Below are 11,213 nucleotides of genomic sequence, written 5' to 3'. Positions count from 1 at the left end.
CGGGTCACGGCCTTGCCTGTGCCTCGGCCCGGCGGCGGCCACCGACGGGCCGCGCAACCCACAGCAGCGCAGCCAGTCCGGCCAGTGCCAGGCCCGCCAGCACCGCCAGATGCGGCAGCACGTCGTGCAGCGGTGCGCCCATCTGGTTGAGCCGCAGCGACGCCTGGATGCCGGCCGTGCTCGGGAAGATCCAGCGCAGCACCTGCAGTGGACCGGGCAGGGCCTCGACCGGCCAGGAGAAGCCCGACAGGAACGCCATCGGCAGGGCGGTGAACAACAGCACCTGCAGCGCGCGCTCGCGGTCGCGCAACCAGCAGCCCAGCAGCAGGCCGAGCGTGCAGATCGCGGGCACGTAGAAAGCCAGCAGCACCAGCGCGCCGAGCGGATTGCCGCCGCGCGGGTAGTCCTGCAGCCAGAACACCCAGCCAAAATAGAAGAGCCCGCTCAGCAGGCCGAAGCCTGTGAGCGCAGCGAGCCGGCCGAGCCAGGCGCCCGCGGTGGCGCGCAGCCGGCCGGCCTCGGCCCAGGTGCCCGCGAGCATCGCGCAGCCCATCAGCAGCGTCTGCTGCAGGATCAGCAGCGCGACCGCCGGCACCACGTAGCTGCCGTAGCCTTCGGTCGGGTTGAACAGCGCCACCAGCTCGGTGTCGAGCGGGCTGCGGCTCGCCGCCGCCTGCAGCGCGCCCTGGCCGCCGGCCTGCAGCTTGCGGATCTCGACGCCGGCCGAAACCGTGCCGACCGCTTCCGAGAAGCCGTAGAGCACTGCCTTGTTGAGCAGCGCATAGGCGCCGTTGCCTTCGATGGTGACCACCGCGCCGGCACCGCGCAGCACGTCGCGCTTGAGGTCGGCGGGCAGCAGCGCGTAGCCCTCGATCTCGCCGCGCCAGAGCGCCTGCTGCGCCGCGTGCAGGTCGCCGGTGAGCATGCGCACGTCGAGCCGCGGGTTGGCCTGCGCGAAACGCGTGACCTGGCGCGACAGCGCACTGTGGTCCTGGTCGACCACGGCCACCGGCACGCGCGTCACCGCCTGGTCGCCATAAGGCCACGGATAGAAGAAGCCGTAGATCAGCGGCGCGAGCAGCATGATCAGCAGCACGCCCTTGTCGCGCAGCACGGTCCGTGCGGTGTCGCGGAAGGCCTCGCGCATCAGCGGCCTCCCCATGTTTCCGGCGCACGCGCGGCACGTGCCAGTGCCACGGCGGAGGCGGCCAGCAACAGCGCGGTGGCGAGCGCCATCCAGAGCGGCGCCGCCAGCGAGTACATGAGCGGCGCCCCCATCTGGAGCTGCTCCATCTGCACCCGGATGTAGTGCGTGTACGGCAGCAGCAGCGCCCAGGCCTGCGCAAAGAACGGCATCGCGACGAGCGGGAACCCCACGCCGCCGAAAGCGAAGGCCGGCGCCGTGATGAAGCCGGTGGCCGACAGCGCGGTGCGCAGCGAGCGCGTGATGCCGGCGGCGAAGGCGCCGAGCGCGATCGACAGCGCCAGGAACACCGCCAGCGCGAACAGCGTCCATCCGAGCGAGCCGGCCGGATGCCAGCCGCGCCCGCCAGTGACCCACAACATGCCGGCGATGCCCACGGCCGCAAGGCTCGCGAACGGCAGTGCGAGCTTGCCCGCCAGCGCGGCCAGCGCTTCGCGCCAGCGCGGCGCGGCACCGAGCCATGCACCGAGGCTGCGGTCGCGCAGCTCGCGGCCCACGGTCCAGGCGCCCGCGGTCATCGCCAGGATGTGCAGCAGCGCCGGGATCAGCGCGGCGCCGAGAAACTGCTCGTAGTCGAGCGAGGTGTTGAACAGCGCCACGGTGCTGGCGCGGATCGGCTCCATGCTGCGGCGCGCGCCGGCCATCGATTCGCCGCGCTTGTTGCGCACGGCCAGCTCCACGCCCGCCGACACGGTGGCCACGGCGGTGCGCACGTCGCGCTGGATCAGGCTCGAGTGCGAGCCCAGCTGCGCGTTGTGCAGCAGCACCACGTGTCCGGTGCGCCCCTGCTTCACGTCGCGGCTGAGTTCACGCGGCAGCTGCACCGCGGCATCGACCGCGCCGCTGGTGAGCGCACGCGCCATGGCGGCCTCGTCGGCGTACTGCTGCGTGACGCGCAGGCCGGGGGTCGCCTCGAGAAAGCGCACCAGCTGGCGCGAGAGCGCGGAATGGTCCTGGTCGAGCACGCCGATCGGCAGGCGGTTCGGCAGGCCGGCAGAAAAAATCCACCAGATGAGCGTCACCGCTAGCAGCGGCACCCAGCTGACCATGGCCAGGTCCCAGGGCCGCGTGCGCAGCAGCGCGAACTCGCGCCGGGCACTGGCTGCAGCGAACCCGCGCATGGTGTTGACCGGCCCTAGTCGACCAGCACGCTCATGCCCGGCCGCGCACCGGCGATCGGCTGCAGCGGCCGTGCGCGGACTTCGAAGGTGCGCACGTCGAAGCCCGCGCCGCCGCGCGTGGCGCGCCAGGTGGCGAAGTCGGGCAGGGCGGCGCTGTAGTGCACCTTGAAGCGGGCGCTGCGTGCGGCCTCGGGCAGCGCAGGCAGCACCGCATCGAACTCGCTGCCGACGGCAAAGCGCGCGAGCCGGTCCTCGCGCACGTTGAGCACCACCCACTGGTCGTTGAGGTCGACCACCGTGACCACGGCCACGCCCTGCGGCGACAGCTCGCCGACCCGGGCCAGCACCTTCGCGACCTCGCCCGCCACGGGGCTGCGCAGTTCGGTCTCGGCCTGGGCCGCCTCGGCCTCGGCGAGCACGCCGGTGACCTGGCGCACCTGCGCGTCGGCGGCGGCCTTGTCCTCGGGTCGGGCGCCGATGCGTGCCATGTCGTACTGGGCCTTGGCCGCAAGGGCCGCGTCGCGCGAGGCTTTCCAGTTGGCCTCGGCCTCGTCGCGCTTCTGCTCGGCCACCAGGCCTTCGCGCGCCAGCCCGTCGACGCGGCGCAACGAGGTTTGCGCGAGCTGCGCGGCGGTTTCGGCGCGCTGCCACTGCATGCGCGCCATCTCCACTTCTTGCGGCCGCGCGCCGTTCTGCGCCTTGCGTGCCACGGCCTCGGCGGCCTGCTGCGCCGCGGTGGCCTGCGCGATCTTGGCCGCGACCTCGGGGCTGTCCATGCGGATGAGCAGCGCACCGGCCTGGATGCGATCGCCTTCCTTCACCAGCACCTCGGCGATGCGGCCGGTCACCTTGCCGGCGATGTCGGTCTCGCGCGCTTCCATCTGGCCCTGGAACACCTCGGGCGGCGGCTGCGCCGCGCGCCAGAAGCCCCACACCAGCAGCACGAGCAGGCCCAGCGCCAGGCCGATGGCGATCAGTCGGCGGGTCTTGGCACTTGTTGTCATTGGTCGTTCACCCTCAGGTCGGCGCGTGCGATGTAGTCGGAAAATTTCTCGGACAGGCCCGCGCTCTCGAGCAACTGCGCGAGCGCCTGCACGTAGTCGTTCGCGGCCTGCGCGCGTTCGGTCAGCACCTTCGCATGGTTGGTCTCGGCGTCGATCAGGTCGAGCGTGGTGCTGGTGCCCTCGCGCAGCCCGGCCACGCGCAGCCTGCGCACTTCCTCGGCCAGGTCGATGGCGGCCTGCATGCCCAGGTATTGCCGGCGCGCGTTCTCCAGCGCGCGCCAGTTGCGCTCGACCAAGAGCGAGATGTCGCTGCGGGCCTGTGCGCCGGTGCGCTCGGCCTGCTCGACCTGCTTCTGCGAAGACGCCGCGAGCGCGTCGCGGTCGACCGCGTCGTAGAGCGTCCAGCGCACGCCCAGGCCGGCCACCCAGTCGGCATTGCCGCTCTTGAGCTGGCGCGTGCCGAAGGCGATGACCTGCGGCCGGCGCAGCGCCTCCTCGCCTTCGTGCAGCTGCTCGGCCTGCATCTTCTTGGCCGCCACCTTGCCGAGGCCCGGATGGCGCAGCAGCGCCGCGTCGATGAAGTACGACAGCGGCTCGACCGGCTGGCTCGACACGAAGAGCGGCGTCTGTGGCGCGATCATGCCCTCGGCGCGCACCGTGCGCGCAAGCGCCACGGCGGCCAGTGCGGCATCGTCCTCGGCCTTGCGCGCATTGCGCCGTGCCTCTTCGTAGGCGGCGCTGGCCTGCAGCCTTTCGACGCGCGAGATCACGCCGGCCGCGAGCATCTTCTGCGCCGCCGCGTCGTGCTGCGCGATGGTGCGCTCGGCCTGCGCCCGCAACATGGCGGCGCGCTGCGCGAGCTGGGCGCCGAAGTAGCGCTGCACCAGCACCGTCTCGACCTCGTGGCTGGCTTGGTCGGCGTCGGCTTCGGCCTCGCGCGTCTGGGCCGACACGAAGCCGCGCACCGCCTCGGTCGCGCCGCCCAGGTAGATCGGCCAGACGGCCGACACCGACGCGTTGGCGCCGGTGTCGTGCCGGTTGAGCGTGTAGCTGTTGGGCAGCTGCGGGATCGGCACGCGCGCGACCAGGCCCTGCAGCGATGAAGGCAGCGCCTGGCCGATCTGGCCGATGCGCTGGTTGAGCGGATCGAGGTCGAGGTTCAGGTTGGCGTTGTATGCATAGGCCAGGCCCGAAACGCTCAGCACCGGACCGCCAAGGCCCTTGAGGCCTTCGCCCTGCAGTTGCTTCGACTCGACGCCGGCGCGCGCGGCCGCGAGCTTGTCGGAACGGTCGCGCATGCGCGCACGCGCGGCGTCGAAGCTCATCGAAAGGGTTTCCTCCTGGGCCTGCGCATGCGCGGCGCCGGCGGGCGCCAGCGCCGCCACGGGCAGCATGGCCGAGACGAGAAGAAGAAGGGCGCGCGGCGACATGGCCGCCATCGTATCGCGGCGCACGGGGCGCTCGTTTGTGCGGTGCGCGGCCGGTTTGGCGCCAGAATGCGGGCATGACCCGAACGAACGATCCGCAGGAGACCGCCGAATACATCCCCTTCGAGGAGTTCCGCCAGGGACTTCCGCAGGGGCGCTTCCGGGTCATCGTCAATCCCAAGCTGGCGGCGCCCTTCGTCTCGCATCGCACGTACGCCACGGTGCTCGCGATGGCGCTCGTCGGCCCCGGCATCGCCGCGGCGCTTGCGGGCCATCCATGGCTCGGCGGCGCACTGGTGGCGGCCGGCATTCTGCTGCGCTGGTCGGTCCGCACCCAGGCGCCGCGCATCCTGCTGCACCTGGCCACGCGCGTGCCTGCCGTCTACGAACAGGCCGCCGAGCATGGGGTGATGGAAGTGCGACGGACCTAGCAGGCACCGCCGCGGCAGCGCGGCTGCGCCACGGCTGAGCGCCTACAACGTGCGAGGCTCCCCGCCGACGGGCCCGCTCATTTCCGTTTCCTACGCTCGGCTCATGCTCGACATCGGCCCGACTTGGGACCTCTTTTCATCGCTCGCATCGCGCCATGGCCGGAGCCTGAGGCTCGCGCACCTCGTCGAAGCGGGCGCCGACAAGCTGCCGCGCCCCGGCGCAGGCCACACGCTGGCGCGCTGGCGCGCGCTCGCCGCCGTGGCTGCGCACGATCTCTCGCTGGTCAAGCTCTTTGAAGGGCACACCGATGCGCTGGCCATCCTGGCGGAGTTGGGCGGCGCGCCGGCCACGCTGCCGGGCGCCCGCTGGGGCACATGGTGTGCCGAGCCGCCCGACGCGCGGCTCGCCTTCGAAGCCGATGCCCGAGGCGAGGGACCCGTCGTCCGCCTGCACGGAACCAAGGCCTGGTGTTCTGGCGCGAGCCAGGTGACGCACGCACTCGTGAGTGGCTGGAACGCCGCTGGCGAGCCCTGCCTCGCCGCCGTGGGCATGACCGAGCCGGGCGTTCGCGTCACGGACGAAGGCTGGCACGCGGTGGGCATGGCCGCGTGCGCGAGTGTCGATGTCCGCTTCGACGGCGCGCGCGCCACGCTGATCGGACGGCCCGGCGACTACGTGCGCCGGCCAGGTTTCTGGCAAGGCGGGGCGGGTATCGCCGCATGCTGGTTCGGTGGCGCATCGGGCATCGCACGGCAGGTGCGCCAAGCCACCGGCGCCAAGGCCGACGCGCACCGGCTCGCGCACCTCGGCGCCATCGAGGTGGCCATGTGCAGTGCGGCTGCGCTGCTGCGCGAAACCGCGGCGTGGATCGACCGCCATCCGCAAGGCGACGCCGAGCGTCCGGCGCGGCGCGTTCGCCTGGCCGTGGAACAGGCGGCGCTGGAGGTGATCCATCACGCCGGCCGCGCGGTCGGCGCCGGCCCGCTGTGCCGCGACGCGAAGTTCGCGCACGCCATGGCCGACCTGCCCGTCTTTCTGCGCCAGAGCCATGCCGAGCGCGACCTGGCCGCGCTCGGACACCTGTCGGTGGATGCGGACGGCGAGGCGGGCACCGCTGGTACCCCCGAGGAGGTATCGGCATGGCGCCTGTAGCGCGCAGGGTAATCGGGGGCGAAGGCACCAGCGAGGCCGAATGGCATCGCTGGGCCGGCCTGGCCGATTTGCCCGCCGTCGACCTGGACACCCTGGTCCCGGAGCACGGGTCGCGTGCCGTGGTTGTGGCGCCGCACCCCGACGACGAAGTGCTTGCGGTGGGCGGCCTGCTCGCGCAACTGGCGGATCGCGGCACGCCGGTGCAACTGATCGCCGTGACCGACGGCACGGCGAGCCATGCCGGCTCGGCGGAATGGTCCGCCGACCGGCTGGCGCAGGTCCGCCCGCGCGAAACAATGCGTGCATTGCGGCGGCTCGGCCTGGCGATCGAACCCTTGCGCCTAGCACTGCCCGACGGCGGGCTCCAGGCCCTGCGCGCGCTGCTGGCCGCGCGGCTCGTGCCGCTGCTGCGTCCGCGCGACGTGGTCTTTACCACCTGGCGCGGGGACGGGCACCCGGACCATGAAGCGACCGGCGAAGCCTGTGCGCTGGCCTCGGCCGCCGCGGGTGCCCGGCTCGTCGAAGTGCCGGTCTGGGGCTGGCATTGGTCGCAGCCCGGCGACGCGCGCATGCCTTGGAAGAACGCGGTCCGCCTTCCCCTCAGCGGCGAAGCGGTGCGGCGCAAGCGCGCGGCCGTTCGCGCCTTCACGAGCCAGCTGCGGTTCGACGCTTCAACCGGCGCGGGGCCCGTGCTGCGCGCCAGCACCGTGGCGCGCGCCGCGCGCCCCTACGAGGTCATGTTCCTGTGAGCGCGGTGCAGGATCGGCTTCCTTATTTCGATGCGCTCTATGCCGAGAGCGACGACCCCTACGCGGTGCGCGAGCGCTGGTACGAGGCCCGCAAGCGCGCAGTGCTGCTGGCCGCGTTGCCGCAGGCACGCTTTCGGCGTGCCTATGAACCGGGCTGCGGCATCGGCGAACTGACGTTCGCGCTCGCGCCGCGCTGCGACGAGCTCGTGGCCAGCGACTTCTCGGACCAGGCGGTCACGATCGCGCGCAAGCGCACCGAATCATTCCCGCAGGTGCGCGTCGACCGCCACGCCATTCCCGAGGGCTGGCCACACGATGCGGGCGGCTTCGACCTCATCGTGCTCAGCGAAGTGGGTTACTTCCTGCAGCGCGCCGAGATGCAGCGCGTCGCCGAATGCTGCGCGACCTCTCTGCTCGCCGAGGGTACGCTGGTCGCATGCGACTGGCGGCCGGGCTTCGCGCAGCGCGCTTTGGCAACGGCCGATGCGCACAGCATCCTTGCCGATCTTGGCCTTGCGCGGCTCGTGCTCCACGAGGAAGACGACTTCGTGCTGCAAGTGTGGTCTCGCGACCCGCGCTCGGTGGCGCAGCGGGACGGCATCCGTTGATCGGCGTCATCGTCCCCGCGCACAACGAATGCGAGCGCATCGGCGCCGCGCTGGACGCGCTGCGCTCGGCCGCGGCGCACCCGGGCCTGCATGGCGAAGCCGTCGAAGTGGTGGTCGTGCTCGACAGCTGCAGCGACGGCACTGAAGACGTGGTCGATGCGCACGGCGTCGCGTGCCTGAAGCTGGCCGCGCGCAACGTGGGCGTGGCCCGCGCGCGGGGCGCCGAGCTATGCATCTCGGCCGGCGCGCGCTGGCTCGCCTTCACCGATGCCGACACCATGGTTTCGCGCGACTGGCTGGTGATGCAGCTCGCGGAAGGCGCCGATGCCGTGTGCGGCTGCGTGGAGGTGAACGACTGGACTGCCCACGGCGCCAACGATGAAGCCGTGCGCGCGTTCTTCGAAGGGCGTTACAACCGCGCCGATGGCCATCGGCACGTGCACGGCGCCAACTTGGGCGTCTCGACCGCGGCCTACCTTCGCGCCGGTGGCTTCTCGCCGCTGGCGTGCAGCGAAGACGTGGCGCTGGTGGAGGCGCTCGAGGCCGCGGGCGCCAGCATCGCCTGGAGCGCGGGCCCGCGCGTCGTGACGAGCGCGCGCACCGACCCGCGTGCGCGGGGCGGGTTCGGCGAGACGCTGCTGGCGATGGCGGCCATGCAAGCGCCCGGCCTCTCGCCGATTCCGCCCTAATCGACGCGGATGTTGCGCGCCTTCACCACGCGGCTGTAGATCTCGGCATCGCGGCGCACCATCGCCGTCATTTCCGCGCGCGTCACGCCGAGCGGCTCGCTGTTGAGCTCGCGGATGCGGCGGGCCAGGTCGGGGTCCTTGCTCGCCTCCACGAACACCGCGTTGAAGCGCTCGAGCACCGCCGCAGGCGTGGCCGCGGGCGCCCAGATGCCGTGCCACGACATCATCGAGTAGCCGGGCATCGCCTCGGACAGCGTAGGCACGTCGGGCAGCGCGGGGTGACGCTCCGGTCCCGAGTAGGCCAGTGCCTTCACGCGGCCGGCGCTGATCAGCGGGTAGCCGGTGGCGATCGGCTCCATCAGCGTGTCGACCTGGCCGCCGACCAGGTCGGCGATCGGGCTCGCGCGGTAGGGCACATGGAGCATGTCGATGCCGACCTCGTCCTTGAGCGACTCCACGATGAGCTGCGACGGGCTGCCCGCGCCGTAGGAGGCGTGCGAATAGGTGCCCGGCTTCTCCTTCGCCGCGGCCACGAGTTCCTTGAGCGTCTTGGCAGGGAACTTGGTGGTGGCGATCAGCACGAGACCCTGGCGCATCGTGGTGGCGACCGGGGTCAGGTCCTTCTCGGGGTCGAACGGCAGCTTGCTGTAGATGTAGGGATTGATCGTGAACGCCGTCGAGAGGTTGTACAGAAAGGTGTAGCCGTCGGCGGGCGCCTTCGCGACGGTGTCGGAGGCGAGGTTGCCGGCGGTGCCGGGCCGGTTGTCGATCATCACGGGCACGCCGAGCTTGCGGCCCGCGTACTCGCCATACATGCGCGCGAAGATGTCGGGCGGCGTGCCGGGCGCGAAGCCCACCACGATGCGGATCGGCTTGCTCGGCCATCCGCCGGCGGGGGTTTGGGCGGATGCGGGGGCCGCGGCCACGAGGCTTGCGAGGCCCAGTGCCAGGCCGAGCATCTTCCGCATGAGGCTTGTTGTGGTTGTCGTCGTTGTCGAACGCATGCTTGTCTCCTGTGGTTTTTTGATCTCGGTGCCGTACGCGTCAATCGACCTGCGCACCCGAGCGGCGCACGGCCTCGCCCCATTTCGCGATCTCGGCCGTCGCGAAGGCGCTCATCTCCACGCTGTCCATGGCGGCGGGCTCGATGCCCTGGGCCGCGAGCCGGCGCTGCACCTCGGGCTGGGCCAGCACCGCCTGCGCCGCCTCGCGCAGCCGCTCGCGCTGCGCGGCGGGCATCGCGGCGGGCGCATACAACATGAACCACGCGACCAGGTCGAAGTCGGCGATGCCCTGCTCGGCGAGCGTGGGCACCTCGGGCGCGGCCGCGCTGCGTTTCGCGCTCGATGCACCGAGCGCGCGCAGCGTGCCCGCGCGCACCTGCGGCAGCACGGCGGCCGGGTGATAGAACATGAACTGCACGTTGCCCGCGATCACTTCGTTGAGCGCCTGGTTGCCGTCGCGGTAGGGCACGTGCACGAAGTCCTTGCCGAGGCGCAGGTTGAGCAGCTCGCCCGCGAGGTGGCCCGAGGTTCCGTTTCCGGCCGAGGCGAAGCTCACCGACTTGCCGCTCGCCTGGCGCAGGTCCGCCACGCTCTTCCACGGCGCCGCGGCCGCGACCACCAGCAGCGTCGGCGTGGCACCGACGAAGCCGAGCGGCACGAAGTCGCGCTGCGGGCTGTAGCCGAGCCGCTTGTAGAGCGATGCGTTGATTGCGTGCGTGCCGACCGTGCCGAGCAGCAGCGTGTGGCCATCGGCGCCCGAGCGCACCGCCAGCTCGCTGCCGATGGCACCGCCGGCGCCGGGCCGGTTGTCCACGACCACGGCCTGCGAGAGTTGGCGCCCGAGCGCATCGGCCAGCACGCGGCCCACGATGTCGGTCGAGGTGCCGGCCGCGAACGGCACGATGAGCTTGATCGGCCGCGCATCGCCGCCCGCCTGGGCCCAGGCCATGCCGTGCGGCACCGGGAGCGTGGCGGCCAGCGCCGCCGCCGCCACGAGCGCGCGGCGCTTCATGCCGCCTCCCCGAAGCCGGCGGGCAGCGTGCCGTCGTACTGCAGCTCGCGCGTGGCCTGGTAGGAGAGCGCGAAGCCGCTCGGTGTCTCTGCTTCTTCCGCGAGGTGGGCGATCAGGCCCGCGGTGCGCGCAAGGATCGGCACGCCGCGCAGCGACGCGACCGGAAAGCCCACGCCGAGCAGCACCGCGGGAATCGCGGCCGAGACGTTCATGCGCAGGTCCTTGCCGACGATGCCCGGGATCGCGTCTTCGAGCGCCTGCGCAATGCGCACGTAGCGCAGGTCGGCGCCGGCTTCGGCCGCCACCTCGATCAGCCGGTCGACGCGCGGGTCGCGCGCCTTGTGCAGCGGATGGCCGTAGCCCGGGATCGCGGCGCGCGCCGCCTTGAGCCGGCCGATCGCTTCGGCGGCGGCGTCCTCGAGCGTCGTACCTTCGTCGGTGCGCGCCGCCACGTCGACGAACAGGCGCCCGGCCGTCTCGGAGGCGCCAAGGATGACCGAGCCGCAGCCGAGGATGCCGGCTGCCACCGCACCCTGCAGCGCGTCGGGTGCCGCCGCGAAGGTCATGCGGCTGGCCTGCACGCTCGGCACCAGGCCGTGTTCGGCGATCGCGACCAGCGTGGCATTGAGCACCGCGCTGCACGCGGCGTCGGGACGGCGGCCGGTCAGCAGCAGGAAGAAGTAGTCGGCGAACGACAGCTGGCCGATGAGGTCGCGGCACAGGTCCTGGCCGCGTACGACGATGGTGTGTTCGTCCGAGGTGCAGATGGCGCTGCGCGGGACGGTGGATTTTCCGATCTTCATGGCGGGTT

12 protein-coding genes are annotated in these 11,213 nt (G+C 72.0%); 5 read left to right on the top strand and 7 right to left on the bottom strand.

Annotation, left to right across the window (positions count from 1 at the left end; translation table 11 throughout):
- Positions 1-4: 4 nt before the first annotated feature.
- Genes AC3A6J_RS11930 through AC3A6J_RS11915 form a run of 4 tightly spaced genes read right to left on the bottom strand, consistent with a single transcriptional unit; the run spans position 5 to position 4,783 of the window.
- Positions 5-1,147 (bottom strand): ABC transporter permease, encoded by a 1,143-nt coding sequence (locus AC3A6J_RS11930; protein WP_487860153.1) that lies wholly within the window; start codon positions 1,145-1,147, stop codon positions 5-7.
- Positions 1,147-2,325 carry an ABC transporter permease gene (locus AC3A6J_RS11925; RefSeq protein ID WP_487860152.1) on the bottom strand — a complete coding sequence of 393 codons (1,179 nt, stop codon included), beginning with the start codon at positions 2,323-2,325 and terminating at the stop codon, positions 1,147-1,149. The genes AC3A6J_RS11930 and AC3A6J_RS11925 overlap by 1 nt, the downstream gene beginning before the upstream one ends.
- A 14-nt stretch (positions 2,326-2,339) precedes the next feature.
- Complete coding sequence (locus tag AC3A6J_RS11920) at positions 2,340-3,329, bottom strand: HlyD family secretion protein (protein WP_487860151.1); 990 nt, start codon at positions 3,327-3,329, stop codon at positions 2,340-2,342.
- The gene (locus tag AC3A6J_RS11915) at positions 3,326-4,783 is read right to left on the bottom strand and encodes a TolC family protein (protein ID WP_487860150.1); all 1,458 of its coding nucleotides are present in this window, start codon (positions 4,781-4,783) and stop codon (positions 3,326-3,328) included. Before AC3A6J_RS11915 ends, AC3A6J_RS11920 begins: the two co-directional genes overlap by 4 nt.
- 50 nt (positions 4,784-4,833) lie before the next feature.
- Here AC3A6J_RS11915 and AC3A6J_RS11910 point away from each other — a divergent pair, with 50 nt between their 5' ends.
- The 5 genes from AC3A6J_RS11910 to AC3A6J_RS11890 all read left to right on the top strand — a co-directional run bounded on the left by AC3A6J_RS11910 (position 4,834) and on the right by AC3A6J_RS11890 (position 8,386).
- Entirely contained in the window at positions 4,834-5,187 is a 354-nt protein-coding gene (locus AC3A6J_RS11910; RefSeq protein ID WP_487860149.1) for a hypothetical protein, read from the top strand.
- Positions 5,188-5,290: 103 nt separating this feature from the next.
- Entirely contained in the window at positions 5,291-6,340 is a 1,050-nt protein-coding gene (locus tag AC3A6J_RS11905) for an acyl-CoA dehydrogenase (protein WP_487860148.1), read from the top strand.
- Positions 6,328-7,089 carry a PIG-L deacetylase family protein gene (locus AC3A6J_RS11900; protein WP_487860147.1) on the top strand — a complete coding sequence of 254 codons (762 nt, stop codon included), beginning with the start codon at positions 6,328-6,330 and terminating at the stop codon, positions 7,087-7,089. The genes AC3A6J_RS11905 and AC3A6J_RS11900 overlap by 13 nt, the downstream gene beginning before the upstream one ends.
- Positions 7,086-7,697, top strand: coding sequence for a methyltransferase (locus AC3A6J_RS11895; protein ID WP_487860146.1), 612 nt, complete (start codon positions 7,086-7,088; stop codon positions 7,695-7,697). Before AC3A6J_RS11900 ends, AC3A6J_RS11895 begins: the two co-directional genes overlap by 4 nt.
- Complete coding sequence (locus AC3A6J_RS11890) at positions 7,694-8,386, top strand: glycosyltransferase family 2 protein (RefSeq protein WP_487860145.1); 693 nt, start codon at positions 7,694-7,696, stop codon at positions 8,384-8,386. The genes AC3A6J_RS11895 and AC3A6J_RS11890 overlap by 4 nt, the downstream gene beginning before the upstream one ends.
- Here AC3A6J_RS11890 and AC3A6J_RS11885 read toward each other — a convergent pair.
- The 3 genes from AC3A6J_RS11885 to AC3A6J_RS11875 form a co-directional block, all read right to left on the bottom strand.
- The gene (locus AC3A6J_RS11885) at positions 8,383-9,354 is read right to left on the bottom strand and encodes a Bug family tripartite tricarboxylate transporter substrate binding protein (RefSeq protein ID WP_487860144.1); all 972 of its coding nucleotides are present in this window, start codon (positions 9,352-9,354) and stop codon (positions 8,383-8,385) included. The two genes, AC3A6J_RS11890 and AC3A6J_RS11885, sit on opposite strands and share 4 nt — an antisense overlap.
- A 76-nt stretch (positions 9,355-9,430) precedes the next feature.
- The gene (locus tag AC3A6J_RS11880; RefSeq protein WP_487860143.1) at positions 9,431-10,402 is read right to left on the bottom strand and encodes a Bug family tripartite tricarboxylate transporter substrate binding protein; all 972 of its coding nucleotides are present in this window, start codon (positions 10,400-10,402) and stop codon (positions 9,431-9,433) included.
- Positions 10,399-11,205 (bottom strand): citryl-CoA lyase, encoded by an 807-nt coding sequence (locus tag AC3A6J_RS11875; protein ID WP_487860142.1) that lies wholly within the window; start codon positions 11,203-11,205, stop codon positions 10,399-10,401. The genes AC3A6J_RS11880 and AC3A6J_RS11875 overlap by 4 nt, the downstream gene beginning before the upstream one ends.
- Positions 11,206-11,213: the final 8 nt, after the last annotated feature.

This window comes from Variovorax sp. Soil_C_39, from assembly GCF_057656815.1.
This window is presented reverse-complemented; position numbering and strand designations above follow the sequence as displayed.

Coding starts and splice junctions, on each gene's coding strand:
- AC3A6J_RS11930 (WP_487860153.1), bottom strand. CDS start 1,147: ATGCGCGAGGCCTTCCGCGACACCGCACGGACCGTGCTGCGCGACAAG.
- AC3A6J_RS11925 (WP_487860152.1), bottom strand. CDS start 2,325: ATGCGCGGGTTCGCTGCAGCCAGTGCCCGGCGCGAGTTCGCGCTGCTG.
- AC3A6J_RS11920 (WP_487860151.1), bottom strand. CDS start 3,329: ATGACAACAAGTGCCAAGACCCGCCGACTGATCGCCATCGGCCTGGCG.
- AC3A6J_RS11910 (WP_487860149.1), top strand. CDS start 4,834: ATGACCCGAACGAACGATCCGCAGGAGACCGCCGAATACATCCCCTTC.
- AC3A6J_RS11905 (WP_487860148.1), top strand. CDS start 5,291: ATGCTCGACATCGGCCCGACTTGGGACCTCTTTTCATCGCTCGCATCG.
- AC3A6J_RS11900 (WP_487860147.1), top strand. CDS start 6,328: ATGGCGCCTGTAGCGCGCAGGGTAATCGGGGGCGAAGGCACCAGCGAG.
- AC3A6J_RS11885 (WP_487860144.1), bottom strand. CDS start 9,354: ATGCGGAAGATGCTCGGCCTGGCACTGGGCCTCGCAAGCCTCGTGGCC.
- AC3A6J_RS11880 (WP_487860143.1), bottom strand. CDS start 10,402: ATGAAGCGCCGCGCGCTCGTGGCGGCGGCGGCGCTGGCCGCCACGCTC.
- AC3A6J_RS11875 (WP_487860142.1), bottom strand. CDS start 11,205: ATGAAGATCGGAAAATCCACCGTCCCGCGCAGCGCCATCTGCACCTCG.